At 72.6% G+C, this 26,740-nt stretch carries 25 protein-coding genes; 11 read left to right on the top strand and 14 right to left on the bottom strand.

The features are described 5' to 3' along the window. Positions 1 to 9: 9 nt before the first annotated feature. The gene (locus ABZ707_RS05770; RefSeq protein ID WP_360168300.1) at positions 10 to 996 is read right to left on the bottom strand and encodes a DUF4349 domain-containing protein; all 987 of its coding nucleotides are present in this window, start codon (positions 994 to 996) and stop codon (positions 10 to 12) included. A 128-nt stretch (positions 997 to 1,124) separates the two neighbouring features. On the opposite strand from ABZ707_RS05770, the gene hemG reads away from it, so the two are divergent. Together hemG and hemQ are read left to right on the top strand one after the other, a co-directional pair. Further along, positions 1,125 to 2,582: a protoporphyrinogen oxidase gene (hemG, locus tag ABZ707_RS05765; RefSeq protein ID WP_360168297.1), complete on the top strand. Its 1,458-nt coding sequence runs from the start codon at positions 1,125 to 1,127 to the stop codon at positions 2,580 to 2,582. A 4-nt stretch (positions 2,583 to 2,586) separates the two neighbouring features. Beyond that, a complete protein-coding gene (hemQ, locus tag ABZ707_RS05760; protein ID WP_360168294.1) occupies positions 2,587 to 3,303 on the top strand; it encodes a hydrogen peroxide-dependent heme synthase in 717 nt (238 codons plus the stop codon). Positions 3,304 to 3,397: 94 nt separating this feature from the next. On the opposite strand, the gene ABZ707_RS05755 is transcribed toward hemQ, so the two are convergent. The 4 genes from ABZ707_RS05755 to ABZ707_RS05740 form a co-directional block, all read right to left on the bottom strand. Next, entirely contained in the window at positions 3,398 to 5,017 is a 1,620-nt protein-coding gene (locus tag ABZ707_RS05755; protein WP_360168291.1) for an alpha/beta hydrolase, read from the bottom strand. A gap of 228 nt (positions 5,018 to 5,245) precedes the next feature. Continuing rightward, entirely contained in the window at positions 5,246 to 6,580 is a 1,335-nt protein-coding gene (locus ABZ707_RS05750) for a DUF692 domain-containing protein (RefSeq protein WP_360168288.1), read from the bottom strand. 151 nt (positions 6,581 to 6,731) lie between these two features. Next, positions 6,732 to 7,556, bottom strand: coding sequence for a DUF4142 domain-containing protein (locus tag ABZ707_RS05745; protein ID WP_360168285.1), 825 nt, complete (start codon positions 7,554 to 7,556; stop codon positions 6,732 to 6,734). A gap of 112 nt (positions 7,557 to 7,668) precedes the next feature. Further along, a complete protein-coding gene (locus ABZ707_RS05740) occupies positions 7,669 to 8,436 on the bottom strand; it encodes a peptidyl-tRNA hydrolase (protein ID WP_360168282.1) in 768 nt (255 codons plus the stop codon). Positions 8,437 to 8,520: 84 nt separating this feature from the next. Between ABZ707_RS05740 and ABZ707_RS05735 the strand changes: the two genes are divergently transcribed. Continuing rightward, positions 8,521 to 9,198 (top strand): AIM24 family protein, encoded by a 678-nt coding sequence (locus ABZ707_RS05735; protein WP_360168279.1) that lies wholly within the window; start codon positions 8,521 to 8,523, stop codon positions 9,196 to 9,198. Between the two features lie 127 nt (positions 9,199 to 9,325). Beyond that, a complete protein-coding gene (locus ABZ707_RS05730; protein ID WP_360168276.1) occupies positions 9,326 to 9,505 on the top strand; it encodes a hypothetical protein in 180 nt (59 codons plus the stop codon). Between the two features lie 36 nt (positions 9,506 to 9,541). On the opposite strand, the gene ABZ707_RS05725 is transcribed toward ABZ707_RS05730, so the two are convergent. From ABZ707_RS05725 to zapE, 5 genes are all read right to left on the bottom strand, one after another. Beyond that, entirely contained in the window at positions 9,542 to 10,372 is an 831-nt protein-coding gene (locus ABZ707_RS05725) for a polysaccharide deacetylase family protein (protein ID WP_360168273.1), read from the bottom strand. Between the two features lie 71 nt (positions 10,373 to 10,443). Then, a complete protein-coding gene (locus tag ABZ707_RS05720; protein ID WP_360168270.1) occupies positions 10,444 to 11,343 on the bottom strand; it encodes a PPK2 family polyphosphate kinase in 900 nt (299 codons plus the stop codon). An 82-nt stretch (positions 11,344 to 11,425) separates the two neighbouring features. Continuing rightward, positions 11,426 to 12,802: an alkaline phosphatase PhoX gene (locus ABZ707_RS05715; protein WP_360168267.1), complete on the bottom strand. Its 1,377-nt coding sequence runs from the start codon at positions 12,800 to 12,802 to the stop codon at positions 11,426 to 11,428. 176 nt (positions 12,803 to 12,978) lie between these two features. Then, positions 12,979 to 13,404 carry an OsmC family protein gene (locus ABZ707_RS05710; RefSeq protein ID WP_360168264.1) on the bottom strand — a complete coding sequence of 142 codons (426 nt, stop codon included), beginning with the start codon at positions 13,402 to 13,404 and terminating at the stop codon, positions 12,979 to 12,981. A gap of 149 nt (positions 13,405 to 13,553) precedes the next feature. After that, a complete protein-coding gene (gene zapE, locus ABZ707_RS05705; RefSeq protein ID WP_360168261.1) occupies positions 13,554 to 14,651 on the bottom strand; it encodes a cell division protein ZapE in 1,098 nt (365 codons plus the stop codon). Between the two features lie 37 nt (positions 14,652 to 14,688). Here zapE and ABZ707_RS05700 point away from each other — a divergent pair, with 37 nt between their 5' ends. The 4 genes from ABZ707_RS05700 to msrB all read left to right on the top strand — a co-directional run bounded on the left by ABZ707_RS05700 (position 14,689) and on the right by msrB (position 17,930). Then, positions 14,689 to 15,459, top strand: coding sequence for a pyrimidine reductase family protein (locus tag ABZ707_RS05700; RefSeq protein WP_360168258.1), 771 nt, complete (start codon positions 14,689 to 14,691; stop codon positions 15,457 to 15,459). 128 nt (positions 15,460 to 15,587) lie between these two features. Continuing rightward, the gene (locus ABZ707_RS05695; protein WP_360168255.1) at positions 15,588 to 16,058 is read left to right on the top strand and encodes an indole-3-glycerol phosphate synthase; all 471 of its coding nucleotides are present in this window, start codon (positions 15,588 to 15,590) and stop codon (positions 16,056 to 16,058) included. 56 nt (positions 16,059 to 16,114) lie between these two features. Continuing rightward, entirely contained in the window at positions 16,115 to 17,512 is a 1,398-nt protein-coding gene (murC, locus tag ABZ707_RS05690; RefSeq protein ID WP_360168252.1) for a UDP-N-acetylmuramate--L-alanine ligase, read from the top strand. A 10-nt stretch (positions 17,513 to 17,522) separates the two neighbouring features. After that, positions 17,523 to 17,930, top strand: coding sequence for a peptide-methionine (R)-S-oxide reductase MsrB (gene msrB, locus ABZ707_RS05685; protein WP_360168249.1), 408 nt, complete (start codon positions 17,523 to 17,525; stop codon positions 17,928 to 17,930). A gap of 100 nt (positions 17,931 to 18,030) precedes the next feature. Here msrB and ABZ707_RS05680 read toward each other — a convergent pair whose 3' ends face one another. Next, positions 18,031 to 20,481 carry a GTPase-associated protein 1-related protein gene (locus ABZ707_RS05680; RefSeq protein WP_360168246.1) on the bottom strand — a complete coding sequence of 817 codons (2,451 nt, stop codon included), beginning with the start codon at positions 20,479 to 20,481 and terminating at the stop codon, positions 18,031 to 18,033. 251 nt (positions 20,482 to 20,732) lie between these two features. Beyond that, positions 20,733 to 21,128, bottom strand: a complete 396-nt coding sequence (locus tag ABZ707_RS05675) for a VOC family protein (protein ID WP_360168243.1) — start codon at positions 21,126 to 21,128, stop codon at positions 20,733 to 20,735. Between the two features lie 46 nt (positions 21,129 to 21,174). On the opposite strand from ABZ707_RS05675, the gene ABZ707_RS05670 reads away from it, so the two are divergent. Continuing rightward, positions 21,175 to 21,816 (top strand): nucleoside/nucleotide kinase family protein, encoded by a 642-nt coding sequence (locus ABZ707_RS05670; RefSeq protein WP_360168240.1) that lies wholly within the window; start codon positions 21,175 to 21,177, stop codon positions 21,814 to 21,816. Between the two features lie 93 nt (positions 21,817 to 21,909). Continuing rightward, positions 21,910 to 22,866, top strand: coding sequence for a hypothetical protein (locus tag ABZ707_RS05665; protein ID WP_360168237.1), 957 nt, complete (start codon positions 21,910 to 21,912; stop codon positions 22,864 to 22,866). A 202-nt stretch (positions 22,867 to 23,068) separates the two neighbouring features. On the opposite strand, the gene ABZ707_RS05660 is transcribed toward ABZ707_RS05665, so the two are convergent. Continuing rightward, positions 23,069 to 23,410, bottom strand: a complete 342-nt coding sequence (locus ABZ707_RS05660) for a hypothetical protein (protein ID WP_360168234.1) — start codon at positions 23,408 to 23,410, stop codon at positions 23,069 to 23,071. A gap of 290 nt (positions 23,411 to 23,700) precedes the next feature. Here ABZ707_RS05660 and ABZ707_RS05655 point away from each other — a divergent pair, with 290 nt between their 5' ends. Beyond that, the gene (locus tag ABZ707_RS05655; protein WP_360168231.1) at positions 23,701 to 24,825 is read left to right on the top strand and encodes an aminopeptidase P family protein; all 1,125 of its coding nucleotides are present in this window, start codon (positions 23,701 to 23,703) and stop codon (positions 24,823 to 24,825) included. 48 nt (positions 24,826 to 24,873) lie between these two features. Here the strand turns inward: ABZ707_RS05655 and treZ are convergent, their stop codons facing one another. Continuing rightward, positions 24,874 to 26,619, bottom strand: coding sequence for a malto-oligosyltrehalose trehalohydrolase (gene treZ, locus ABZ707_RS05650; protein WP_360168228.1), 1,746 nt, complete (start codon positions 26,617 to 26,619; stop codon positions 24,874 to 24,876). Between the last annotated feature and the right edge of the window lie 121 nt (positions 26,620 to 26,740).

Here is a 26,740-nt window from a genome sequence, read left to right as displayed (position 1 = left end):
GCCCCTGGATCAGCTCTCCTCGCGTGCCTCTTTCGCGGCCGGAGCGGCGGCCGGGCCGTCCGGCGCGGGCGCCGTGCGCGGCGCCGGGGCCGGTGCGGCTCCCAGATGGGCACCCGCCGGCCGCCGGTCCCGCAGACCGCGCATCAGCCGCCACAGCAGCCAGAGCGCGGCGAGCGCGGCGGCGAACGGGGCCACCGCGCCGATCACCACGGCGATCCACCGGAGCGTGGCGGTGAACGCGTCCCAGCCGCCGCCCAGCGCGTCCAGGAACCCCGGGGCCTCCTCCCGCCTCTCTTCCTTGTCCGCGACCGGGGGCTCGGAGAGATCGAGCGTGATGGTCGCGAGAGTCGTGCGGTCCTCAAGGGACGCCTGCTGGGCGAGGAGCGACTCCAGCGCCGCCTGACGGCTGCTCAGTTCGCCCTCCAGCGCCACGACGTCGCTGAGCCCGGTGGCCCGGTCCATCAACTCCCGCACCCGCGCCACGCTCACCCGCTGCGAGGCGATCCTGCTCTTCACATCGACCACCTGGTCGGTGACGTCCTTGGCGTCGGCCCTGCGCGCCACCAGCGTCCCGGTGCCCGCCAGTTCGTCCAGCACGGCGTCGTAGGCGTCCTGCGGGACACGCAGCACGATGTGAGAGGTCACACCGTCGTCCGCGTCCCGCTCGGTGGACTCGTTCTCGACGAGCCCGCCCGCGTTCTCGGCCGCGCGGCGCGCCGTGGCGAGTGCCTGCTGGGCATCCTTGACGCGCACGGTGAGCGTGGCCGTACGGATCACCTGGGTGTCGCGCTGTGCCGGGGTCCGTGCCTGCGGGCGGCCGCCCTCCTGCGGGGCGGCGGCATCGCCGGCCCCGGCGCCCCGCTCTTTCTCCGCCGCCGGTTTCGCGGCGCTCCGCGCCATTTCCCCGGAGTCCTTGGAGTCATGGGCACCGCCGCATCCGGCGAGAGCGAGCGAGACGGTGAGTAGTGCTGCCGCGAACGCGGATGTCGCGCGCATATCGGCCCCCCTGAAACGGCTTGTCGCTGGTGTCCGTTCGACGTACGAGCCCCGCGCCCGGGTTGCCCTCCCGCGGTTCCGAAGCGGTCACGGTCGGGACTCGGAACGGCGTTTGAGAGAGTGGGAGCATGGAGCCGAGCACAGATCATGCGGATACGCGTACCGGGCATGTCGTCGTCATCGGTGGCGGGATCGCCGGCCTCGCCGCCGCGCACCGGCTGCTGGGCGCCGGGGTCGCGGTGACCCTGCTGGAAGCCACCGGCCGGCTCGGCGGAAAGCTGCGCACGGGCGAGATCGCGGGGGTACCGGTCGACCTCGGCGCGGAGTCGATGCTCGCGCGCCGCCCCGAGGCAGTCGAGCTGGCCAGGGCGGTCGGGCTCGGGGAGCTGCTCCAGCCGCCCGCCACCGCCAACGCGGCGGTCTGGACGCGCGGGGAGCTGCGGCCCATGCCGAAGGGCCATGTGATGGGCGTGCCCGGTGATCCCGCAGCCCTCGCGGGCCTCCTGTCGGACGAAGGGCTCGCCAGGATCGCCCGGGAGCCGGAGCTGGCGCCCACCGAGGTCGGCGACGACGTGGCCGTCGGCGAGTATGTCGCGGCCCGCCTCGGCCGCGAGGTCGTCGACCGGCTGGTCGAGCCGCTGCTCGGCGGGGTCTACGCGGGTGACGCGTACCGGATCTCCATGAAGGCGGCCGTCCCGAATCTCTTCGAGGCGATCAGAAGACATGACTCACTGCTCGCGGGCGTGCGCGACATCCAGGCCAAGGCCGCCGCGCGGCAGCCGGGCGGTGCGGTCTTCACCGGCATCGACGGCGGAGTGGGCCGGCTGCCCGAGGCCGTCGCGGACGCCGTACGGGCCGGTGGCGGCGAGATCCTGCTGGGGACGCCCGTGCTCGGCCTGACCCGCCCGCAGGGCCTGACGGACACCGGCGGCTGGCGGATCCGCACCGGACGGCGGACCCTGGCCGCGGACGCCGTGGTCCTGGCGACGCCCGCCCGGTCCGCCTCGGCACTGCTGGCCGAGGAGTCCCCGGCCGCCGCCGCCGAACTCTCCGCGGTCGAATACGCCTCGATGGCGCTGGTGACAATGGCCTTCCGGCGGAGCGACACGGGCGTCCTGCCCGCGGCCAGCGGATTTCTCGTGCCGCCGGTCGACGGCCACACCATCAAGGCGTCCACCTTCTCCACCCGCAAATGGGGCTGGCTCGCGGACGCCGCGCCCGGCCTCTTCGTCCTCCGTACCTCCATCGGGCGATACGGCGAGGAGGAACACCTGGACCGCGACGACGCGGAACTCGTCGAGATGTCACTGCGCGACCTCGCCGAGGCGACGGGACTCGCCGCGAAGCCGGTGGCGAGCGAGGTGACCCGGTGGACCGCCGGCCTGCCGCAGTATCCCGTGGGACACCAGGCCTGGGTGGTCCGCGTCCGGGAGGCGGTGGCCAAGCTGCCGGGCCTGCGGGTCTGTGGCGCGGCGTACGACGGCGTGGGCATTCCGGCCTGCGTCGCGAGTGCCCGGCGGGCCGCCGACGAGATCATCGCCATGTCGACCCCGGCGCGGGGCGCCGGTCGTGGCGCGGGAGAATAGCCGTATGACTGCTGCTCCAGACAAGGCCCCCAACGCGGGCAAGAAGGCAAAGGACCTCAACGAGGTCATCCGCTACACGCTGTGGTCCGTCTTCAAGCTGCGTGATGTGCTTCCCGAGGACCGCTCCGGCTACGCCGACGAGGTCCAGGAGCTGTTCGACCAGCTCGGCGCCAAGGACGTCACCGTGCGCGGGACGTACGACGTGTCCGGGCTGCGGGCCGACGCGGACGTCATGATCTGGTGGCACGCCGAGACCGCGGACGAGCTCCAGGACGCGTACAACCGCTTCCGCCGCACCAGGCTGGGCCGGGGGCTGGAGCCGGTCTGGTCGAACATGGCGCTGCACCGCCCCGCCGAGTTCAACAAGTCGCACGTACCGGCCTTCCTGGCCGACGAGACGCCCCGCGACTATGTGAGCGTCTACCCCTTTGTGCGCTCCTACGACTGGTATCTGCTGCCTGACGAGGACCGCCGCCGGATGCTCGCGGATCACGGCAAGATGGCCCGCGGCTATCCGGACGTGCGCGCCAACACCGTGGCGTCGTTCTCGCTCGGCGACTACGAATGGGTGCTGGCGTTCGAGGCCGACGAGCTGTACCGCATCGTCGACCTGATGCGTCATCTCCGCGCCTCGGAGGCCCGGATGCATGTCCGCGAGGAGGTCCCGTTCTTCACGGGCCGCCGCAAGTCGGTCGCGGACCTGGTGGCCGGGCTGGCGTAGGCCCGCACGGGTCCCGCACGGGCTCCGGCTCGGCAGGACCGGACCTGGTGGCCGGGGCCGTGTCCACACGGCCCGGGCCACCCCGCCCGGAAGATCAGACGACCGGCGGCAGCTTCCGGCCGCTCGACCGTTCGTCCAGCGACACCGGGTCCGGCTCCGCGTGCGGCGCGCACTCCGCGCGCCGCACCGGTGTCCTGCCCCGCAGCAGATAGTCCTCCAGATAGGCGTTGACGCAGGCGTTGCCGCCACCGGCGATCCCGTGCGTACCGGCGTTCCGCTCCGTCACCAGCACGGATCCGGCCAGCCGCCGCTGGAGCTCCAGCGCCCCCGAGTACGGTGTCGCGGCGTCCCGTTCGGCGGCCAGGATCAGTGTCGGCGGCAGCACGCCGGGCCGCGTGCGGACATCGACGGGCTCCGGCGGGCGCACGGGCCAGTAGGCACACGGCAGATTCATCCAGGCGTTGTCCCAGGTCTCGAACGGCGCGAGGCGCGCCACGCCCGTGTTGTCCCGGTCCCACACCTTCCAGTCCGTCGGCCAGGGCGCGTCATTGCACTCGACGGCCGTGTAGACGGCGTTGCCGTTCTCGCGGCGGGCGGCGGTCTCGGGCCTCGGCGCGGCCTGCGCGATCAGCGGCTTCGGATTGCCCTTGAGGTACTCGGCGAGCGCCGTCGCGCGCGACGGCCAGGAGCCGTCGTAGTAGCCGGCTCCCAGCATCGCCGCCTGGAGCTGGCCAGGACCGACCTTTCCGCCGGCCGGCCGGCGGGTGATCCCGGCCCGCACCCTCTCGTAACTCCTGTGCACCTGCTCGGCGGTGACGCCCAGGTGGTACGTCGTGTCGTGCCGGGCGACCCAGTCGCGGAAGTCCCGCCAGCGGTGCTCGAACGCGAGTGACTGATCGAGGTTGTTGCGGTACCAGATCTGCCGGGGATCCGGGTCGACCGCGGAGTCGAAGACCATCCGGCGCACGTGCGAGGGGAAGAGGGTCGCGTAGAGCGCGCCGAAGTACGTGCCGTACGAGGCGCCCAGGAAGGTCAGTTTCCGCTCGCCGAGGGCCGCGCGCAGCACCTCCAGATCGCGGGCGTTGTTCAGCGAGTTGTAGCGGGGCAGCGCGGTGCCGGCGCCGCGGGCGCAGCCTCGCGCGTACGCCTTGGCCGCGGCGATCCGCTGCCGCTTGTACGACTCCGAGGGAAGCGTGGGGGCCTGCGTGGGGGCCTTGCCGAAGTCCGCCGGAGCGCCGCAGGAGAGCGGGGCGGAGCGGCCCACGCCGCGCGGGGCGTAGCCGACGATGTCGTACGCCTCGGCGATCCGCCTCCATTCCGGCAGCCGCGCGGCCATCGGGAAGTACATGCCCGAGGCGCCGGGACCGCCGGGGTTGAAGACGAGGGCGCCCTGCCGCCGGGACGGCTTTCCGCTCGCGCGGACCCGGCTGACGGTGAGACGGATCTTCCTGCCGTCGGGAGCGGCGTAGTCGAGCGGTACGTCGACCGTGCCGCAGGTGAGGGGAGCGGGCAGCCTCTCGGTCTCGGGGCAGCGGCCGAAGACGACACCGGCGGTGGCGGCGCGCTCGGCGGCACGGACGACCCCACGCGTGGCGGCGTCGTCGCCGGCCGCCGGGCCGCCGGTGTCCGCGCCGTCCGCCGGGGCGGCGACGAGGGCCGTCAGGACCAGGGAGCCGAGGCTTGCCAGCGCCCCGTACTTCGCTACTGCTCTCATCGAGTTCCCTTCTGCGTGCGGCTGGGGATCAGCCGCGGCACCGAGGGTCGGCAGAGCGGGGGAGCGGGACAAGGACTGGTGCGCGGTGTCGGGTGCGATGACCCCGTTGCGCCGGAGGGCCACTCCTGAAGGGCTTCCGGCGTGCGGGACCGGCGGAGATGTGTACGCGGGCCGCGCCCGGTGCGGGGCCTCTCGGGGGCACCCCGTGCTCAGGGGCACCCCGTCAGGTCACCTCCCGGTCAGCGCGGCGCGGGCGGCCCGGACCAGGCGGGTGGCGCGGCGGGGCGGGCGCGCGCCGGCCCGGTCCTTCCACCACAGGGTCAGCCGGCGCCGGGCGGCGGGGTCCTCGGGCCCGCCCCCGTCCAGCAGGTGTTCGGCGAATTCGAGCGCGTCGCGGCGGTATCCGTCGTGCAGGGGGCGGTCCGCGGCGTAGGCGAGAAACGCGGGACGGAAGCCGCTGCCGAGGATCTCCGGCAGTTCCGGGGCGACCTTGGCGATCACACCGGCGCGCTTCGCGGCGAGGGCCCGGCTCTGCACACGCAGCCGCCCCGTGTCGAACCCCTCGGGCGCGGGCGCACCGGCGACCAGCGCGGAGAGGAGCGCCGTCTCGCGGCGGGCGAGCCGCTCACGGGCGGGGGCACCGTCCGTCCCGCCGTCCTCCCCGGGCGCGGCGGCGGATCCCCCGGGCCGGCCGGCCGTCGCGGTGGTCCGCGCACGGCGCGGCGCCGCTGCCGCCGCCTCGATCGTCTCGCGTATCACGGTGAGTTCGCCCGCCAGTTCCGGCGCGGGCGGGAAGTCGTCGTCGCGCTCCAGGAGTACGCCCGGCGGCGCGACCCGGGAACGCAGCTCGGCCAGTACGTCGAGCACCGGCCGGGTGACCGGATGGGCATGGGTGTCGTGCCAGACGCCGTCGCGCTCCGTCCCCCCGGCGACATGGACGTACGCGATCGCCTCGACGGGCAGTTCGTCCAGCGCGGTCGCCGGGTCCTCGCCGCGATTGACGTGGTTGGTGTGCAGGTTGGCGACATCGATCAGCAGCCGGACCCCGGTGCGTCCGACCAGCTCCGCGAGGAACTGACCCTCGCTCATCTCCTCGTGGGGCCAGGAGATCAGCGCCGCGATGTTCTCCACGGCGAGCGGCACGGGCAGCGAGTCCTGGGCGATCCGGATGTTCTCGCAGAGCACGCGCAGGGCGTCCCGGGTCCGGGGGACGGGCAGCAGATGACCGGCTTCGAGCACGGGCGTCCCGGCGAGCGGGCCGCCGGCCCGTACGAACGCGATGTGCTCGGTCACCAGGGGCGAGCCGAGCGCCTCGGCGCGGGCCGCGAGGTCCGCCAGCCGCCGCGCGTCGGGCCGGTCCGCGCCTCCCAGGCCGAGGGAGACGCCGTGCGGGACGACGGTGACACCGCGCTCGCGCAGGCGTACCAGCGAGTCGGGCAGATGGCCGGGGCAGATGTTCTCGGCGACGGCCTCGACCCAGTCGACGCCGGACAGTTCCTCCACCGTGCCGGCGATCTCCGGGCGCCAGCCGATGCCGATGCCCAGCTCCGGTGTGTCGTTCATGGCTCCCCCTTCGGTGCCGCGGCATACGCCGCGGTGCCGGGTTGATGACCCCGGCGGGCGGCGGTGAATCCGCGAAGGAGGACGTTCAGAGGTGGATTTGAGGTTCCCCACCCACTCCGGTCCCGCGTGTCCCGTTACCGCCCCCGCGTGTTCACCGGCCGTCCTGCGGCAGGTGCGTCGACATGTCCATGGGCGTCGTCCGGTCGCTCTGTGGCTCCGGCCGGTCGGTGTTGATCGCGGTGGGGGCGCCGGGCTGGGTCGAGGGCCGCGAGGTGAAGGACTGGTCACCGGTCGGCGCGGCGGGCGCCGGGGCGGGCGGCAGATTCCCGTCCGGCGGCACCGGCCCGGTCGGGCTGGCGGTCGCTGTGCCCGCGGCCTCGTTCGCCAGGGCGTCGAAGTCGACGAAGCCGGTGGCCTCCAGCATCGTGATGTGGTCGAGCACGGTCTGGTTGGCGTCGGTGGCGAGCTGCCGTATCAGGGTGTTCCTGGTGGTGTGCCGGACCTGCGCGACCAGCGCGAAGACCTTGCCATGGGCGTTGCGCAGCAGATTGGCGAACTTCCGCTCGTATTCCTGGCCCTGGGCCGCGGACAGCTCTCTGAGCCAGCCCTGCTGCTGTTCGTTCGGCTGGTTCGGCAGCTCGACACCGAGCTTCGCCGCCACGTCACGGGCGCGCTTGTCGAGATCGGTGTGCCCGACGACAAGGTGGTCGCCACAGTCCCTGATGGCCTGGCTCGGCGCGCGTTCGACGGCCTGCTGCCCGGCCGGCAGCTCCCAGAGCCCGGCCAGCCGTACCCTGATCAGGAAGTCGCGGTCGGTCGCGGACAGCGGGCCCCACTGGGTGGCCACGGTCGACGCGTTGAGATTGGCCTGGCCGGTCCCGGACCGGTCGGCGTACGACCAGACCGGAAAGGCCAGCGCACCGACCGTGGCGACCAGCGCCGCGATGATGAGCGCCGTACCGTTGATGCGTCGCAACACTGTGCTGCCTCCCGGGGCGATTGGTGACACCGCAGACTCAACCGCCGTCCGGCGGGCCGTTCAACCTGGTCGGCGGTACAGGGAGGTACGTAGACCGGCGGCGGAGTGTTCAGCTCCGCAGCGCCGGATGATCGGCGCACACGGTGCAGGATCCCGGCGCGATCTCGGTGAAACCGGCGTCCCGTACCAACGGCAGCCCACTGGTGAGCAGTTGCCGCCAGCGCTCGGCGTCCGCGGTACGCGCGGCGAGCGGGAAGCCGGCCTCGCGCCAGACCTTGCGGTCCGTGTCCGACAGCTCCCACCAGGCGAGTTGGGCGGCGTGGCCGACCTGCGCCATGGCCTTGCCCGCCGACATGTCCAGGTCCGGGCTCAGCCACAGCACGGGCTGTGCCGGGTCCGGCGCGGGCGGCGGCCCCGGGTCGTCCAGGTCGGTGCCGGACACCTGGAGTTTGGCCAGCTCCTTGGGCCAGCCGTCGAGCGGCACGGGCGGGAAGACCCGTACCTCGGCGGCCGGCACCGGCTCTCCGGCCGTGGCGCCGGTGACCGTGATACCGGGAAGCTCCGCGGCGCGCCGCCATTCCGCGCCGCGTGCTCGCCGCACCACCTTGCGGATCCGGGCGTCCTGCCAGTCCCGCATGGCGCGGGCCCACTCGCCGTCCCCCAGCGACCGTTCGTCGGAGAGCATGACCAGCACCGCGCGGGCCGCCGTCTCCAGGGCATCGGTACGCGTCGGAGGCGCGGCCTTCTCGATCCGTACCACCAGCGGCAGGACGAACTGCGGCGCCGCGTCGCGGTCGGGCAGTTCGTCACGGAACGGGTCGTCGGCGCCGCCGGGGCTCTCCGGGGTGTCGTCGGCGGGGGTGCTGTAGCTGCTCACGGGTCCAGTCTGCCAGCCGCCTCCGCCGTCCTTCCGGTCCGTCCTTCTTGGCGGAACGAGCACGTCCGGGGGACGATGCGCGGCATGAAGAGCGATCTCTTTGCCACGGAGCACATGGCGCAGGCGGCGACCGTCCCCGGGATGACGCTGCAGAACAGCAAATCGATCAAATACGCCCTGAACGGCGAGATGCACGCGCGGCAGGGATCCATGGTCGCCTTCCGCGGCGACCTCCAGTTCGAGCGCAAGGGCCAGGGCCTCGGTGGGATGCTCAAGCGGGCCGTCACGGGTGAGGGACTCGCGCTGATGGCCGTGCGCGGCCAGGGCGAGGCGTGGTTCGCGCACGAGGCGGCCAACTGCTTCATCGTCGAGATCGAGCAGGGTGACGCGCTCACCATCAACGGCCGCAATGTGCTGTGTTTCGACCCGACCCTCTCGTACGAGATCAAGACCGTGAAGGGCGCCGGCATGACCGGCGGCGGGCTCTTCAACAGTGTGTTCACCGGCTACGGGAAGCTCGGCCTCATCTGCGAGGGCGACCCCATCGTGATCCCGGTCACGGGGCAGACCCCGGTGTATGTCGACACCGACGCTGTCGTCGGCTGGAGCGCGCAGCTCCGCACCTCGCTGCACCGTTCGCAGTCCGTCGGCTCGATGATCCGCGGCGGCTCCGGCGAGGCCGTCCAGCTCATGCTCCAGGGCGAGGGGTTTGTGATCGTCCGGCCGAGCGAGGTCACTCCGCAGAAGACCACCGCGCACTGAACCGGTCCGGCCACCGCCGCCCGGCCGGCCCGGATCCGCGCCACGCGGGGACCGGCCGTCGTTCGCGGCGGTGGGCAGCGGTGGCCCGCCGCGAGGCTGAGCCGCGCGGATGGGTACGCTCTCCCGTATGACGGAAGAGACGGTCCCGGCTGTCACGGCCGTCACGGCTGTCACGGCGGAAGAGACCGCCTACGCGGACTGTGTGCTGTGCGGAGAGCCCACCGAGCACCCGGAGACGGTCAGGGGCGCGACGCTCTGTCCCGTCTGCGAGTGGCAGGAGGCCCAGCGGATGGCGTGCTCGGGCTGACGCCGCCTCCGCCCGGCCCCCTTCGCGCCTTCCCGGTCAGGACTTCATCAGCTCGGAGACCTTGGCGAAGCGGAAGCCGCGCTTTCGCAGTTCGGGGACGATCCTGGCGACCGCCTCCTCCGTCACCGGCGCGGCGCTGCGGGTGCAGTGCATCACCACCACCGAGCCCGGCTTCACACCCTCCAGCACTTGTTCCGCCACGGCGTCCGCGTCGGTGGCGAAGGCGTCGCCGCTGACGACGTCCCACTGGACGGCGGTCACCTTGGCCGGGGTGAGGGCCTGGAGCGACGCGTCGTCGTAGCACCCACCGGGAAAGCGGAAGTACGGCACCACGTTCTTGGCCCCCGCCGTACGGAACGAGCCGAAGGCCCGCCGTACGTCGGCCGCCATCTTCTCCGCGCCGATCTCCGGCAGGCCGTAGCAGTCGGCCTTGAAGGCGTGGTGGCTGTAGGAGTGGTTGGCGATCTCGAAGAGCGGATCGTTGCCGATCGCCTTCGCCTGGGTCGGATACTCCTCGGCCCACCGGCCCGTCATGAAGACCGTCGACGGGACTTCGAGGCGGCGCAGCAGGGCGATCAGGCCGGGGTTGTCGAAGCGCTCGCCGCGCGCCGCGCGCGGCCCCTGCTCGGCCGTCATATCGGCGTCGAAGGTGAGTGCCACGGTCTTCCCGGCGGCCGGGGTGCCGTGTTTGAAGACCGGCGTCCGGCCGCCGGGGCCGGGCGCGATGGTCGGCGGACCGTTGGCCCCGGCCGGGCGGAGAGCCGCCGAGGAGCGGGCGCCGGAGGTCTCGGAGGTGGCGCCGTCGCAGCCGGCGAGGGCAGCGCTCAGGACAGTGACAGTGGCGAGAATGCGTACAAATGTGGTCACTCACGGAAAATATATGATCATCTGCCTGTAATGGTTGTACGGCACCCCTCCGCGCCGAACTCGCCCCGCGATCAGCCCCGGGCCCCGGCCAGCAGCAGCTCGCGGCACTTCTCGACGTCGAAGTCGCCCTTCGGATACACCGGGCCGAGCGCCTCCAGATGCTCCAGCAGCAGCGTGCTGATCGCCCAGTCGCGGTACCACTTGTGGTCGGCCGGGATCAGGTACCAGGGCGCCGCCGGTGTCGAGCAGCGGTGCAGGGCGAGCTCATAGGCGTCCTGATAGGCGGGCCACAGGGCGCGGTCCTCGATGTCGGACGGGCTGAACTTCCAGTGTTTGTCCGGGTTGTCGAGCCGGGCCAGGAGACGGTCGCGCTGTTCCTCATAGCTGATGTGGAGGAAGACCTTGACGAGGGTTACGCCGTCGTCGGCGAGCGCCTGTTCGAAGCGGTTGATCTGGCCGTACCGCTGGGCCAGGGCGTGCGACGAGGCCAGCTCACGCACCCGGGCGGCCAGGACGTCCTCGTAGTGCGAGCGGTCGAAGATGCCGATCTCGCCCGGCTCGGGGAGCGCGCGCCTGACCCGCCACAGGAAGGGATGGCTCCGCTCCTCCGGGGTCGGCGTCTTGAACGCCCTGATCCGGCAGCCCGCCGGGTTGAACAGGCGGATCACGCGTTTCATCGTGCCGCCCTTGCCGCTGGTGTCCATGCCCTGGAGGACCAGCAGCAGCCGGCGCCGGTCGCCGGCCGTACTGGACGCGAACAGGCGGTCCTGGAGACCGGCGAGGCGTTCCGCCATACGGGTGAGGGACTCCTGGGCGTCCTTCTTGTTCCGGGGGCCTCCCGGCGTCGCCCCCGCGTCGTAGGAGGCCAGCTCGGCGCGCTCGCCCGCCGGGACACGCAGCAGCTCACGGAGGGCGGGCGGAGGCTGCTCCGGCTTCTTGCCCGCGTCCTTCTTCGAGCCCTTCTTGGCCACTGCGCGCCCCTTCCGCCCGGTCAGTACCTCCGAGCGTGCGTCGGACGGCGCCGCTCTGCGACCGGACCGCCGGTGCGGCGGCTCAGCCCCAGGGGCCGGTCACCGCGAAGGTGGTGCCGGGGGTGTAGCAGTTCAGATACATCGTGCCGCCGTCCGGAGAGAAGGTGACCCCGGCGAACTCGCCCCACTCCGGGGCCGCGCCGCCGGCCGCGGCGGGCGTGATCTCCTGGGCGTTGCGCGCCACCGCGTAGACCTCGCCCCGCCGGGTCACTCCGAACACGTGCTGCGCGCCGCCGCCGTCCTCGCACACCATCAGGCCGCCGCTCGGGGCCAGGCAGATGTTGTCGGGGGCCTCGCCGGGAAGCTGGATGTCCGTGTCCGGGCCGAAGACGATCACCAGCGTGAGCCGGCGCCGCTCCGGCTCGTACTTCCAGACCTGTCCGAAGTGGTCCGCCGCCGAGCCCTCCGTCCGGTGCGCGAAGCTGGAGACGAAATAGACCGAACGGCCGCCCCAGTAACAGCCCTCCAGCTTCTGCGCGTGAGTGATGCCCCGGGGGCCGAAGTCCTGGAGCCGGATCGGAGTCTGTTTCGCCAGCGGGTCAGGTACCGGGACCCACTCCACGCCGTCGAAGCTCGATCCCGTCTCCTGGACGGTCGAGAGGTCCGGCACCCCCGGCACCCGCATGGCGTCCAGGGCGCCGCCCGCGCGCAGCGACCCGGCGCCGCCGCGCGGTTTCTCCGGCAGGAAGCGGTAGAAGAGACCGAACGGCTTCTCGAACGCGTCCTCGGTCTCGTACACGACACCGCTGCCCGGGTCGACCGCGACGGCCTCGTGCTGGAAGCGGCCCATGGCGGTCAGCGGCACCGCTCCGGTACGGCGCGGATCGGCGCCGTCGACCTCGAAGACGAAGCCGTGGTCCTTGGTGTATCCATTGGTGCCGGCCCGGTCCTCGGTCTCCTCGCAGGTGAGCCAGGTGCCCCAGGGGGTGGGCCCGCCCGCGCAGTTGACGGCGGTGCCGGCGATGGCGACGCGTTCGCCGGTGACATCGCCGCGCGCGTCCAGTTCGAGCGCCGTACAGCCGCCCCTGCCCATCGGGTCATAGGTGAGGCCGGGGACGGTCGGCACGGGGATCCGGCCGTCGGCGCGGTTCTCGTGATTGCGTACGAGATGGACCCGGCCGTGGCGGCCGGCGAAGGCGGCCATGCCGTCGTGGTTGCCGGGCACGCGGCCCTCGCCCGAGCGGAGCGGGTCGCCCTCCCGGGAGAGCACCCTGTAGCGGAAGCCCCGCGGGAGATCGAGCAGTCCGCGCGGGTCGGGCTCGAGCGGCCCGTAGCCGCCGCGGCCCATGCCCCGCGCGGTCGCGGTGCCGGTGAACAGCTCCGGCACGGCTCCGCTGAAGGCGATTCCCGCGGCGGCCGTCGCGGTGCGGGACAGGATCTGACGTCGTGTTGCGGACATGAGGCAACTCCCTGCTGGCGGACAGGAGACGTGACCCGCATGTGTGTACCACGTGTCAGCAGGCACGTGAACCATGCGGGTCACCGTGAGCCTCGTGTGTGCCACGGGGCTCCCGCGCCGGACGGTGCCCCGGATTCAAGGGCACCGGAGGGCCGGGCGGGAGCACCGGACCCGCGTCAGGCCAGCGAGGCGCTCAGCGTGATCGGCGTGGCCGAGAGCGCCTGGCTGACGGGGCAGTTCGCCTTGGCGTCCTCGGCGGCCTTGACGAAGCCCGCCTCGTCCAGGCCCGGGACATCGCCCTGCACGGTGAGGTGGATGCCGGTGATGCCGGTGCCGGGCTGGAAGGTGACCTCGGCCTGGGTGGTCAGCCTGGTCGGCGGGGTGCCGCCCTGGGCCAGGCCGTTCGAGAGCGCCATCGAGAAGCAGCTGGAGTGGGCGGCCGCTATCAGCTCTTCCGGGCTGGTCTTGCCGTTGGCCTTCTCCGCGCGGGAGGGCCAGGAGACCCCCTGGTCGGGGATGCCGGAGGAGTCGAAGGTGACGGTGCCCGTGCCCTGGAGGAGGTTGCCCTCCCAGACCGTGTGCGCCTGGCGCGTGGTGGCCATGGTGGAACCCTTCTGGTTGGTTCTGGTGATACCTGTGTGAAGACGCCCCGCGTGCGGATGCCCGGGGGCGCCCGTGCGGGGACGAGCGAGTGACGGCGCCCCGTGTGACAAAGCCCCGTACGCCGACGCGTGTTGCCGCGACACCGAACCTACCGGGCGACCAGCCCTTTCGCGTCCCGGGCCAGGGCCGTCAGCCGGGAGATCGCCCGGAAGTACTTCTTTCGGTAGCCGCCGTTCAGCATCTCGTCGCTGAACAGCCGGTCAAAGGGAAGACCGGAGGCGAGGACCGGGATCTCCCGGTCGTAGAGCCGGTCCGCCAGGACGACGAGCCGCAGCGCCGTCGACTGGTCGGGCACGGCCCGGACATCCGTGAGGCAGACGGCCCGCAGCCCTTCCGTGAGCGCCCCGTACCGGCTCGGATGGACCCGGGAGAGGTGGTCGAGCAGCCCGGGGAAGTCGTCCAGGCTGGCGCCCGGGGTCGCGTGGGCGGCCTTGGTCACCTGTTCGTCGGAGAACGGCGCGGGCGCCTCGGGCAGTCCGCGGTGGCGGTAGTCCTCACCGTCGATGCGCAGGGGGCGGAAGCGCGCCGACAGCCCCTGGATCTCCCGGAGGAAGTCGGCGGCGGCGAACCGGCCCTCGCCGAGCTTTCCGGGCAGCGTGTTGGAGGTGGCGGCAAGCGCCACCCCCGAGTCCACCAGCTTGCCCAGCAGGGTGGACACCAGGACGGTGTCGCCCGGATCGTCCAGTTCGAACTCGTCGATGCAGAGGAGCCGGTGGCCGCCGAGCGTCTGGACCGTCTGCTGGAAACCCAGCGCGCCGACCAGATTCGTCAGCTCCACGAAGGTCCCGAACGCCTTCTGTTCCGGCGCGGCCGGGGTGGCGTGCCACAGGGACGCCAGCAGATGGGTCTTGCCGACGCCGTAGCCGCCGTCCAGATAGATCCCGCGCGGCCCCGTGGGCACAGCGGGCTTTCTGGCGAACCAGCGGCGCCGTCCGGTACCGCCCCCGGACTCCCGCGCTCCGTCCAGTCCCGCCGCGAAGGCGCTCAGTACGGCGACCGCCTCGGTCTGGCTGGGCTGGTTCGGATCGGGCACGTACGTGTCGAAACGTACGGAATCGAAGCGCGGCGGCGGGACCATCTCCGCGACCAGCCGGTCGGCGGGGACGCGCGGCTCACGTGCGCGGAGCGAGAGCGGGGCCACGTCGGCGGTCGGGGCGCGGCCGGAGGCGGCGGGGGAGGACGACACAGCTCTCCACTCTATGCGCCGTGCCAGACTGCTCCGCATGCGACGCCTGTTCCCTGTGACCGATCAGACAGTCTCCGCCGCGGACCGTGAGTGGACCCCCGGCGAACTGGCGGAGGCGTACGGGTACCCGGCGGACATGGGCGGCGGCCCCTGGCTGCGGGCCAACATGGTGTCCACGCTGGACGGCGCCGCCCAGCACGACGGCCGCTCTGCGCCCCTCTCCTCCGCCGCCGACATGCGGATCTTCGGGGCACTGCGCGGGCTCGCCGACGCGGTGGTGGTCGGTGCTGAAACGGTTCGCTCGGAGGGGTACCGGCCGGCCCGCGCCCGGGACGCCTTCGCCGAGCGCCGCGCGGCGGCCGGCCAGGGGCCCGCGCCGGTGATCGCCGTGGTCAGCGCGAGCCTCGCCCTGGACTTCTCGCTGCCGCTGTTCACCGCGCCTCTTGTCCAGACGCTCGTACTCACCGGCGCGGCGGCGCCCCCGGAGCGGATCCGGGCGGCGGAGAAGGCCGGGGCCCGGGTGGTGATCGCGGGCGACGGCCCCGGGGTGGATCCCGCCAGGGCCGTGGGCGCTCTCGCGGAACGCGGCCTCGTACGGCTGCTCACCGAGGGCGGCCCCCGGCTGCTCGGTCAGTTCGTGACGGCCGGCGTTCTGGACGAACTGTGCCTGACGGTGTCTCCGGCGCTCACTTCGGGGTACGCGCAGCGCATCGCGGGCGGGCCGGGTCTCGCCGTCCCCGAACGGTTCGCGCTGGCGTCGCTACTGGAGGAGGACGGCTTTCTTTTCGGTCGATATTGTCGCATTTGACAGTCAATGGAATTTATCGTTCCGGTTAGCTTCCGCTGGGCAGACTTACTCGGAAACCCCGTGCGGGCACGGGGAAGGATGGTTTCCGCAGTGGGTCGAACGGCCTGGGAAGACGAAGGGTGCCTGCCGTGTTCACAAGCGTATTGATGATCGAGAAACCTCTGACGCCCGAGGACGTGGAGTTCGTCACGACCCTGCACGGCGACGAGACGGTTTCTTTCGTCGTCCTCATGCAGCCTCGCGGGGACCAGGCCGATGTGCTGCTGCGCGCCATCGACGATGTCGCGCTCGGGGAACTGGGTGAAGCCGCCAGGGAGGGCGAGGAGCCGGAGGGCAGGCAGGCCAGACAACCCGCCGAACTGGCGCTCGCGCATTCCCTGACGGCGCTGCGCGCCCAGGGGTCCGAGGCCGTGGGCCAGGTCGTCGAGGAGCATCCGCTGGACCTGCTCAAGGGAGTGGTGGACGAGTCGGGGGCGGACGAGGTGATCGTGCTGACCGAGCCGCACTACGTGGAGGAGTTCTTCCACCGCGACTGGGCGTCCCGGGCGCGCCACAAGGTCGGCGTCCCGGTGCTCAAGCTCTTCGCGCACAGCGAATAGGCTGGAGCCCCGACACAGCGTGACGCTGCACCGCCTGCACCCTGGGAGAAACACCTATGGCACCCGGTATCCCCACCGCCATGGAACGGCCGCACTTCATCGGCATCGGCGGCGCCGGAATGTCAGGTATCGCGAAGATCCTCACCCAGCGCGGCGCCAAGGTCGCGGGCAGTGACGCCAAGGAGTCGGAGACCGCGCAGGCGCTGCGGGCCCTGGGGGCCACCGTGCACATCGGCCATGCCGCGACCCATCTCGCGGACGACGCGTCGTGTGTGGTGGTCTCCAGTGCCATCCGGGCCGACAACCCCGAGCTGGCCCGCGCGGCGGAGCTGTCCGTGCCCGTGGTGCACCGCTCCGACGCGCTGGCCTCGCTGATGGGCGGCCTGCGGTCGATCGCCGTCGCGGGCACCCACGGCAAGACGACCACGACCTCCATGCTGGCCGTCGCCCTCACCGAGCTGGGCCTCGACCCCTCGTACGCGATCGGCGGCGATCTGGCGGGGCCGGGTACGAACGCCCAGCACGGAGCGGGTGACATCTTCGTCGCGGAGGCCGACGAGAGCGACCGCAGCTTCCAGAAGTACGACCCCGAGGTCGCGATCGTCCTCAACGCCGAGCTGGACCACCACGCCAACTACTCCTCGATGGAGGAGATCTACGAGTCCTTCGAGACCTTCGTCGGCAAGGTCGTCCCCGGCGGGACGCTGGTGATCTCCGCCGACCAGCCGGGCGCCGTCGAGCTGGCCTCCCGGCTGAGCGGCCGGTCCGCGCTCACCATCGTCACCTACGGGGCGGACGCCACCGCCGACGTATGCGTCCACAAGGTCACCGCGCGCGGGCTGACCAGCGAGGTCACGGTCCTGCTCGACGGCCGCTTCCTCACCTTCACGGTCTCGGTGCCCGGCCGGCACTACGCGCTCAACGCGGTCGCGGCCCTGGCCGCGGGCGTGGCGCTGGGCATCCCGGCGCACAATCTGGCCTCGGCCCTCGGCAAGTACACCGGCGTCAAGCGCCGTCTCCAGCTCAAGGGCGAGGCGGCGGGCGTCCAGGTCATCGACTCGTACGCGCACCACCCCACCGAGATGACCGCCGACCTGGAGGCGATGCGCGCCGCCGCGGCGCCCGGCTCGCGGCTGCTGGTCGTCTTCCAGCCGCACCTCTTCTCCCGCACACAGGAGCTGGCCACGGAGATGGGCCAGGCGCTCGCGCTCGCGGACGCCTCGGTGGTCCTGGACATCTACCCGGCCCGTGAGGACCCGGTCCCGGGTGTCACCAGTGCGCTGATCATCGATGCCGCGAAGGCGGCGGGCGCCGAGGTCACCGCCGTCCACGACAAGAGCGCGGTTCCCGAGGTCGTCGCGGGAATGGCCGGACCGGGGGATCTCGTTCTCACTATGGGCGCGGGCGACGTCACGGACCTCGGTCCGCACATCCTGGCCCGCCTGACCGACTGAGGGAGAGCGCATGTCGTACGACATCGACAAGCCGGACGAGCAGTGGCGCGCGGAGCTGTCCGCCGCGGAGTACCAGGTACTCCGCAAGGCCGGCACCGAACCCGCCTTCACCGGCGAATACACCGACACCAAGACGGCCGGCGTGTACTCCTGTCGCGCGTGCGGCGCGGAGCTGTTCCGCTCCGACACCAAGTTCGAGTCGCACTGCGGCTGGCCGTCCTTCTACGACCCGAAGGACACGGACGCGGTCGAGCTGATCGAGGACCGCTCGCACGGCATGGTCCGCGTCGAGGTCCGCTGCGCACGCTGCGGCTCGCACCTGGGCCATGTCTTCGAGGGCGAGGGCTATCCGACCCCGACGGACCAGCGGTACTGCATCAACAGCATCTCGCTCCAGCTCACGCCCGACGCGAGCTGACGGCGCGACGCCCGCTGGCCACCGCGTCCGGTGACCACCGGACGCAGGATCCACGGCCGGCCGCCGAGCCCCATGAGGGCCGGCGGCCGGCCGTATCGTGTCAGCCGCCCTGACGCCGGCCGCGGCCACCGAGACGCAGGCCGAGTCTGCCCAGGGCGCCCGGCCGGTTCCAGGCGCGGAACTCCTCGGCCCTCCGGCCGCCCGTACGCTCCAGGCACCGCTCCACGGCGGCGAGGTCCTCGGCCGGCAGCGCGCGCACAACAGGACGCAGCACCTTGTCGAGCAGGGTCGTGCGGATCTCGTCCCAGGTCCGGTTGGCTCCCGGCAGCGAGGTCCACGCGACAAAGCAGTCGGCCGCGTGACCGGGGACGGTACGCAGCCGGTCGCGTACCCACTCCTCGTGGGCGGCCCGCCGGTACGCCGAGGTCAGGTCGGTGTCGCCGCAGTGCACGAGCGCGTACAGCTCGCCCTCCGGCCGCTCCTCGGTGAGCAGGGCGCGGGCGAGGGTCCCGAACACCTCCACCAGCACGCCCGGTTCCACCGGTTCCGCGGCGGACCGCAGCGCCAGCGCCCTCGCGGTCCAGCCAGAGCCGGTCCGCCCCGCCCGCAGCTCCCCGGCGAACTCAAGGAGTTGCAGGGCTCCTCGTACGCGCGGTTCGAGCTCCTCTGGGAAGGAGCGCAGCAGAGCGTGGGCGAGGTCCGGGGCGTCGGACCGGTCCCCGGGCCCGTCGAGCGCCGCCCTCACCAGGGCGGACCAGGTGCCCGCCGCGCGGTGGGCGTCCGAGCCGCTTTCGGTGAGCATCAGGCGGGCCTCGGACGCGGTCGGCGTACCGCCGTCCCACACCAGCCGGACAGCGGTGCGCAGCACCAGCGGATCGGCGAGCGGTGAGGCGCCGGCGGCACGCAGCACGGAGTGCAGGACGGCGATCCGGTCGGCGCCGTGCGGCGCGGGCGCGGGAGCCTCGGCGCACATCCGCAGATGCGGCAGCGTCTGGATCCCGTCGAACGGAAACGACGTGCGGGCGAGCAGCCGGGCGGCGGCGGGCGGGTCGTCCGCGGCGAGCGCGTCCAGCCTGCCGAGCAGTGCCGTCCGCAGATCGAAGTGCTCGTCGAGCGCGGTCCGCAGGGCGGGGGTGTAGGCCGACTCGGGACCGGCGATCAGCGCGTGGGCCAGCCGCTGCGCGAGGCCGGGCAGCAGCTCCGCGGGGTCCATGCCGAGCAGTTCGGCGACGCGCAGCAGCTCGACCGGCCGGGAGGTGTCCGTGCCGCCGGGCTCGTCCCCGGGCCTGCCCACGATGCCGGCGCGCAGTTCAGGAGCCAGCTCGGCGGCGAGCCGCCGCTTGAGCTCCTCGGGGAGCGCCGGCAGCCACTGACCGGACAGCCCGGTCCCGGCCGGTGCCCCGAGCCGCGGAGCGCGGACCGCCTCGGTCAGTACGAGCGCGGCGAGCGGCGCCACCGTGGCGGCCGGAGCCCTGCCGTCGAGCGCCGCGAGCAGCCCGGCGAGGGCCGCCGTTTCGCCCGGCGTCCGGTCGTCCTCGGCGGGTGCGCACAGGGCGTCGACGAGCTGCCGCAGCCGCTGATCGTCCAGCGCGTCCGTGTGCTCCCGCGCCCAGTCGGCCGCCGCCGCGCGGCCGGTCGCTCCCGGCGCGATTCCCGCGCACAGGGCGGCGACGGCGAGAGGTCCTGCGGTGAGCGGGCCGCCCGGCAGCGCGGACGCCTCCGCGAACAGCTCGGGAGCCCTGGCCAGCCAGACGCGCGCGGCGATCAGGGCCCAGGCGTCCGCCACCGGATCCGCCGGCCCGGCACCGGCCGGATCGAGTACGCGGCAGAGATGCTCCTGTCCGGCCAGCTCCCGCGCGTCGTCCGGCAGGACGCCGAGGATCTGCTGCCCGGCGAGCCGCGGACGCCGGGTGTATGTGGTGAAGGTCAGCCGGTGGACGGCCGCGCCCGGCAGCACCGCGCTGGCCAGTGCGATCCACCGTGCCACGTCCTCGCTGTCCCGCTCGACGAGCACGATCCGCGGCGCCGCCGCCTCCTCGGTCAGCTCGCGCAGACCGGCGAGGAACACCGCGAGCCAGGGCGCCCGGGAGGCGGCGAACGTGACCAGCTCCCGCCGGTCGAAGCTCCGTCCCGCCGGAGGCGCCTCCAGCGGCGCGGGCACGCCGCCGGCCGGGGTGCCCGCGGCCCACTGCGGCGAGTTCCAGGCGCTGATGGGAGCGGCCCCGGTGGACGGCGCGCTGCTCGCGGGCAGATGGACGGCATGGGCGTGGAAGGTGCCCCGGCGCCCGCTGTGACCGTCGGCCGTGGGGACGGTCCTGGCCAGCAGGCGGCTCCCGTCGGAGAGCACGCTGTGGCTGAACGCCCGGGGCAGCGCGGCGAGTTCGGCATCCGTGGGGTGCGGGGGCGCGTCGTGCGGCGGCTCGTAGCCGATGAGCTGCTCGACCTCCTTGAGCAGTTCGCCGGGTATGCCGGGGGAGACCGCGGTGAACCGGAAGCCGGATCCGTCGGGTCCCGGCGGTGCGGAGGTGTAGTGCAACTGCGCCAGGCTCATGCCCCGGCCCCCTTCGTGCCCGACGTGCCGTGCTCGGAGGGCGGCAGGACCGGTCTCGGGCCTGTCACCCTGGCGCCCGACCGTACCGGCGGGACGCCGTTCGGCACCACTCGGCACCGCGCGGTGTCGTTGTGGCGGCGCCGCTGACCCGGCGGTGCGGCCCGGCGCGGGCCAAAGGGAGGAAACGCGCGGCGAGTTCGGGGCGTGGACGGGGTGTCAACGGACACCGGTGCGCCGCGCCGACCGGCGCCCTATTTGGCGGGCTGAAGCAGGTCCCAGCGGTTCCCGTAGAGGTCCTCGAAGACCGCGACCGAGCCGTAGGGCTCATGGCGGGGCTCCTCCAGGAAGCGGACCCCGGCGGCCAGCATCCTGGCGTGGTCGCGGGCGAAGTCCTCGGTGTGCAGGAAGAATCCGACCCGGCCGCCGGTCTGCGCACCGATCCTGGCCCGCTGGGTGTCGTCCTTGGCGCGGGCCAGCAGCAGGCCCGTGGACCCGTGGCCGGAACCGGGCGGACTCACCACCACCCAGCGGGAGCCGTCGCCCCGGTCGGTGTCCTCGGCCAGCCGGAAACCGAGGGCGTCCGTATAGAAGGCGATGGCCCTGTCGTAATCGTCGACGACAAGGGTGACCAGGGCGATATGCGACATGGTCGTACGTTATACGTATGACGGGAGTCCGGGCAAGGATGGAACAATGCCCCCCATGGACGCGCAGCAGATCGCCCGGCTCAGCAGTCGCGCCCGCGTGCTCGCCGCCTCCGGCCGCCGGAGCATCCTCGGCATCGCGGGCGCGCCGGGAGCGGGCAAGTCGACCCTCGCCGCACGGCTCGCTGACGAACTCGCCGGGCTCGCGGCACTCGTTCCCATGGACGGCTTCCATCTGGCCCAGGCCGAGCTGAACCGCCTCGGCCGCGCCGGCCGCAAGGGCGCCCCCGACACCTTCGACGCCACCGGTTACGCGGCGCTGCTTGCCCGGCTGCGCGCTCCCACGGCCGGAGCGGTGGTCTACGCCCCGGCCTTCGACCGGACGCTGGAGGAGCCGGTGGCCGGCAGCATCCCGGTCGGTCCCGGCACCCCTCTGGTCATCACGGAGGGCAACTATCTGCTGCACGACGACGGCCCCTGGGCGCCCGTCCGGCCGCTCCTCGACGAGGTGTGGTACCTGGAACTCGACCCGCTGACGCGGGTGCGCCGGCTCATCGACCGGCATGTCGCCTTCGGCAAGGACCGCGCGGACGCCGAGCGCTGGGTGCGGGAGTCCGACGAGGCCAATGCCCGGCTGGTGGCGGCGGGCCGGGACCGGGCGGACCTCGTGATCACCCTCGACGGCCCCTGAGCACGATCGCCGAGACGGTCACCCGGGCCCGGTCCGGCGCATAGCCTGGACGGTGAGCGTGTACGGACGGACACAGGCGGAGGCGATGGCGGCGTGGGAATGTTCCGGCGGGGGCCGAAACGTGACGGACGTGATGTGCCCCGGGACCCCGCGTTCTCCTTCTTCTCGGCCGACGAGGGCGCGCGGTTCCGCGGCCAGGTGCGCCAGGCGTTCGCGGAGCACGGCCTGGAAGTCACGGTGTACGCCGATGTGGTCACCGACAGCGGCGGCCGTCAGTTCGGCCTCGGCAATCTCGCCGCCGTCTGCCACAACGACGGCCGGGGCCCCCGAGTCTGGGGCGAACTGACACGCCGGCACGCCGGTACGGTGCTGCGCACCCTGGACGCTCCCTCGGCCCTGGACACCCTGCCGCCCGAGCAGATCCGGGCCCAGCTCTATCCTCGCGTGATCAGCCGGGAGGGCCTCGATCCGCAGAGCTTCGGCTACGCGCGGTCCGTCGCTCCCGGGCTGTACGAGGTGCTCGCCCTCGATCTCCCGGAGAGCGTCATGATGCTCACCGACGAGGCGCTGGAGCCGCTCGGCGAGGTCCGGCACCTGCGTGACCAGGCCCTGCGCAACCTGCGGGAGCTGCCGGTCGAGGGTTCGGAGACCGTCAAGGACGCCGGCGGAATGCGCTTCGAGGTCGTCGTCGGCGACTCGTTCTACACGGCCAGCCGGGTCCTGGCGCTGGAGACGGTCGTACGGCAGGTCACCGGGCAGCGGATCACCGGGGACGGGGCGCTGGTCGCCATGCCCTTCCGGCATCAGCTCGCCTTCCATGTCATCCGCGACACGACCATGATCCCGTCCCTCAACGCGATGGCCTCCTTCGCCGCCTCCGGATACGAGGACACCCCGGGCGCCATCAGCCCCTGTGTGTACTGGTGGCGCGGCGGCGCGCTCACCCAGCTCAGTGAGCGGGACACGGACGGCGACGGGCCCCGGATCGTCGTCGACGACGGCTTCCAGGAACTGCTGGAACGGCTGGTCGCGGAGGATCCTCCGGATTAGGGCGTGTTGCGAAGCGGCGCCGTCCGCCCGCAGGCCGGGCGACGCTTTCGCAACAGGCCCCAAGGGCTGTCCGGCATCCCCGGCGGGCTCGCGACGATCCACGACGGTGGCGTCGACCGGTGACCAGCCGGTCGACGCCACCATGGCCGCTTCAACGGGCCCCGAGCCGCGGGAGGGCCCGGCCGGGGGGACCGTCCAGCGGTCAGCAGGTGGCGACGGTGCCCCTGTCGATGTCGATGTAGGGGCTGTAGATCCAGCCGAACGTGGTGTTGTACCAGATATTTTGGGCCGAGTTCCGGTACTTGCAGAAGATCTCGACCGGGCTGTTGAGTGCGCGGTGCTCCGTGACCAGGCACTCCTGGCCGGGGCCGGTGTGCACCGCCGCCTTGGACTTCACGATGGTGCCGATGGCCGTGAGGCTTTCCCTGGGCGCCCAGCCGCAGAGTTCGCTCGCGGTCGGAGCGGACTGCGCCTGTGCGGGTACCACCGCGAGCCCCAGAGCCACGACGGCCCCCGCGAGCCCCGCGACGACCGACTTCGACATTGATTTCACGGTGTGGTACCTCCACGGAAGCTGAATCGTTGGCAGCGGTTGAACGGGCGCCACTCTGCCCGCGCCGTCTTGTGAGAACCTGCGGCAAACCTTGAATCGCCAGGTCACAGGCGATGAAGTTGCCGGAGCCCGCAGCCCGGGGCCTTGCCGCCGCGCCCGCCGGGGACGGGCCTGTCGGGCGCGTGCCGGTGGTGGGAGGATCGGAGGGCCGGCGGCATCGTCCGCCCGGCGGCCCGTACGTTCGCGGTGCGGCCACGAGGTTCGCCGCCGAGGAGGAGACCATGACCACCGCCCCCGTGCCCTTCACCGCTGACGACTACCGCGCCCGGATGGCCCGCGCGGCCGAGTCCGCCGCCGCTGCCGGTCTCGCGGGGGTGCTGGTCGCGCCGGGCCCCGACCTGGTCCATCTCACCGGCTACCGGCCGACCGCCGACACCGAGCGGCTCACCCTGCTCGTCCTGGCCCAGGGCCACGATCCCGTGCTGGTGGTGCCCACGCTGGAGGCCGCGGACGCCGCGCGGGCCGCGGGCGCGCCCGCTTTCACGCTCCGCGACTGGACCGACGGCAAGGATCCGTACGCCGTCACCGCCGCGCTGCTGGATCCCGCCGGGCGCTTCGGCGTCAGCGACAACGCCTGGGCGCTGCATCTGCTCGCGTTGCAGCGGGCCCTGCCCGGCACCTCGTATGTGGCGCTGACCGAGGCGCTGCCGATGCTGCGCGCCGTCAAGGACGCGCGGGAGCTGGCCAGGGTCGAGGCGGCGGGTGCGGCGGCCGACGCCGCGTACGGCGAGATCCTGCGGGTCCGCTTCGCCGGGCGCCGGGAGCAGGAGGTGGCCGCAGACCTCGCCGCGCTCCTGCTGCGGCACGGCCATTCCCAGGTGGACTTCACCGTGGTCGGCTCGGGACCCAACGGAGCCGATCCGCACCACGAGGCCGGTGACCGTGTCATCGAAGACGGTGACATGGTCGTCCTCGACTTCGGCGGCCTCAAGCACGGTTACGGCTCCGACACCACGCGTACCGTCCATGTCGGGGAGCCCGGCGCCGAGGAGCGCCGTGTCCACGAGGTCGTCCGCGAAGCGCAGCAGGCCGGTTTCGAAGCCGTCCGTCCCGGCGCCGCCTGCCAGGACGTCGACCGGGCGGCGCGGGCGGTCATCACGGCGGCGGGGTACGGCGACTACTTCATCCACCGCACCGGCCACGGGATCGGCGTCACCACCCATGAGCCGCCCTACATGATCGAGGGCGAGGAGCGGCCACTGGTGCCGGGCATGTGCTTCTCCGTCGAGCCGGGCATCTATCTGCCGGGACGCTTCGGGGTCCGGATCGAGGACATCGTCACGGTCACGGAGGACGGCGGGCGCCGCTTCAACAACACGTCCCACGCGATGGCCATCGTCGAGTAGCACCGGCCCGGCCCGGGAGTCCGGTCGCCGGTGTCCGGTTGCCCGCGGTCAGTCGTCGGCGAGGATCACACAGGACTCGGCCGGCAGCCTCAGCACACCGTCCGGGCCCGGCGGCCGGACCGGCTCCCAGGCGGCCAGCACCCGGCCGCCGCGGCCCAGCGGGATCTCCACGGCCTGCCGGGAGAGGTTCACGGCGATCCGCAGATCGCCCCTTCGGTACGCAAGCCAGCGCGCGCCTTCGGCGTACGCCGTTTTTATCGCCGCCAGATCGGGGTCGGCGAGATCCGGCTGGCCCCGCCGCAGGGCGATCAGCTCCCGGTGCCAGGCCAGCAGGCGCGCGTGCGGCTCCTTTCCGGTCTCGGACCAGTCGAGGCAGGACCGCTCGCGCGTCCCGGGATCCTGCGGATCCGGGATGTCCTCCTCCGCCCAGCCGTGCGCCGCGAACTCCCTTCGCCGTCCGGTGCGTACGGCCTCCGCGAGTATCGGGTCCGGATGATCGGTGAAGAACTGCCAGGGGGTGCCCGCGCCCCACTCCTCCCCCATGAAGAGCATCGGGGTGTGCGGTCCCGTCAGCACCAGTGCGGCGGCGCAGGCCAGCAGACCGGGGGAGAGGGTCGCGGAGAGCCGGTCGCCGAGCGCCCGGTTGCCGATCTGGTCATGGGTCTGCGCATAGCCGAGGAAGCGGTTCGCCGGCGTCCTCGTCCGCTCGACGGGACGGCCGTGCACCCGGCCGCGGAAGCTCGAATACGTACCGTCGTGGAAGAAGACACGGGTCAGCGTCTTGGCGAGCGCGGCGAGCGGCTGACGGGCGAAGTCCGCGTAATAGCCCTGGGATTCGCCGGTGAGCGCGGTGTGCAGGGAGTGATGGAAATCGTCGCTCCACTGAGCGTGCAGCCCGAGACCGCCGCGCTCGCGGGGGGTGGTGGTGCGGGGATCGTTGAGATCGGACTCGGCGATCAGGAAGAGCGGACGGCCCAGCTCCGTGGCGAGGGCGTCGACGGCGGTGGACAGCTCTTCGAGGAAGGTCAGCGCCCGGTGGTCGGCGAGTGCGTGCACGGCGTCCAGCCGCAGCCCGTCGAGCCGGAAGTCCCGCAGCCAGCCGAGCGCGCTGCCCAGCAGATAGGCGCGGACCTCGTCCGAGCCGGGGGCGTCGAGATTGACCGCGGCGCCCCACGGAGTGTGATGCGTCTCGGTGAAGTACGGGCCGAACTGCGGCAGGTAGTTGCCGGCGGGGCCGAGATGGTTGTGGACCACGTCGAGTACGACACCGAGGCCCAGACCGTGGGCCGTGTCGACAAAGCGCTTCAACGCCTCGGGGCCGCCGTACGGCTCGTGCACCGCCCAGAGCGACACCCCCTCGTACCCCCAGCCGTGCGTACCGGGGAACGGGCACACCGGCATCAGCTCGACATGGGTGATCCCCAGCTCGGCCAGCGCGGCGAGCCGCGCGGCGGCCGCGTCGAAGGTGCCCTCGCGGGTGAAGGTCCCGATGTGCAGTTCGTACAGGACGGCGCCGGACAGTCCCCGGCCCGGCCACGGGCTGCGCCAGTCGTACGCGCTCTGGTCCACCACGGCGCTCGTGCCGTCCGGACCGTCCGGCTGGCGGCGCGAACGCGGATCGGGCAGTACGAGGCCGTCGTCGAGCGCGAAGCCGTAGCGCGTACCGTCGGCGGCGGGCGCCTCGGCGGTCCACCAGCCCGACCGCTCCGGATCACGCGCCATGAGCAGGTCCTCGCCCTCCACCCGGAGAACGACCCTGTCCCGCGCCTGCGGTGCCCACACCTCGAACTGCACTGGCGGTTCCCCCTTTGTCGTCAGCGTTTTCTCGTCTTCGATGTTCCTCCATGGTGACAAGAGAGAGTGACTGGGGCCCGGCGATCGCCGCGAATCGGGTGCACACCACCCAGGGCGCGGC

Origin of the sequence: Streptomyces sp. NPDC006923 (assembly GCF_040635655.1) — a bacterium.
In the GTDB taxonomy this organism is placed as follows: domain Bacteria; phylum Actinomycetota; class Actinomycetes; order Streptomycetales; family Streptomycetaceae; genus Streptomyces.
Note: the sequence above shows the minus strand (reverse complement) of the source record. Positions and strands in the feature narration are given on the sequence as shown.

Coding starts and splice junctions, on each gene's coding strand:
- ABZ707_RS05770 (WP_360168300.1), bottom strand. CDS start 996: ATGCGCGCGACATCCGCGTTCGCGGCAGCACTACTCACCGTCTCGCTC.
- hemG (WP_360168297.1), top strand. CDS start 1,125: ATGGAGCCGAGCACAGATCATGCGGATACGCGTACCGGGCATGTCGTC.
- hemQ (WP_360168294.1), top strand. CDS start 2,587: ATGACTGCTGCTCCAGACAAGGCCCCCAACGCGGGCAAGAAGGCAAAG.
- ABZ707_RS05755 (WP_360168291.1), bottom strand. CDS start 5,017: ATGAGAGCAGTAGCGAAGTACGGGGCGCTGGCAAGCCTCGGCTCCCTG.
- ABZ707_RS05750 (WP_360168288.1), bottom strand. CDS start 6,580: ATGAACGACACACCGGAGCTGGGCATCGGCATCGGCTGGCGCCCGGAG.
- ABZ707_RS05735 (WP_360168279.1), top strand. CDS start 8,521: ATGAAGAGCGATCTCTTTGCCACGGAGCACATGGCGCAGGCGGCGACC.
- ABZ707_RS05730 (WP_360168276.1), top strand. CDS start 9,326: ATGACGGAAGAGACGGTCCCGGCTGTCACGGCCGTCACGGCTGTCACG.
- ABZ707_RS05715 (WP_360168267.1), bottom strand. CDS start 12,802: ATGTCCGCAACACGACGTCAGATCCTGTCCCGCACCGCGACGGCCGCC.
- ABZ707_RS05710 (WP_360168264.1), bottom strand. CDS start 13,404: ATGGCCACCACGCGCCAGGCGCACACGGTCTGGGAGGGCAACCTCCTC.
- ABZ707_RS05700 (WP_360168258.1), top strand. CDS start 14,689: ATGCGACGCCTGTTCCCTGTGACCGATCAGACAGTCTCCGCCGCGGAC.
- murC (WP_360168252.1), top strand. CDS start 16,115: ATGGCACCCGGTATCCCCACCGCCATGGAACGGCCGCACTTCATCGGC.
- msrB (WP_360168249.1), top strand. CDS start 17,523: ATGTCGTACGACATCGACAAGCCGGACGAGCAGTGGCGCGCGGAGCTG.
- ABZ707_RS05680 (WP_360168246.1), bottom strand. CDS start 20,481: ATGAGCCTGGCGCAGTTGCACTACACCTCCGCACCGCCGGGACCCGAC.
- ABZ707_RS05675 (WP_360168243.1), bottom strand. CDS start 21,128: ATGTCGCATATCGCCCTGGTCACCCTTGTCGTCGACGATTACGACAGG.
- ABZ707_RS05670 (WP_360168240.1), top strand. CDS start 21,175: ATGCCCCCCATGGACGCGCAGCAGATCGCCCGGCTCAGCAGTCGCGCC.
- ABZ707_RS05660 (WP_360168234.1), bottom strand. CDS start 23,410: ATGTCGAAGTCGGTCGTCGCGGGGCTCGCGGGGGCCGTCGTGGCTCTG.
- ABZ707_RS05655 (WP_360168231.1), top strand. CDS start 23,701: ATGACCACCGCCCCCGTGCCCTTCACCGCTGACGACTACCGCGCCCGG.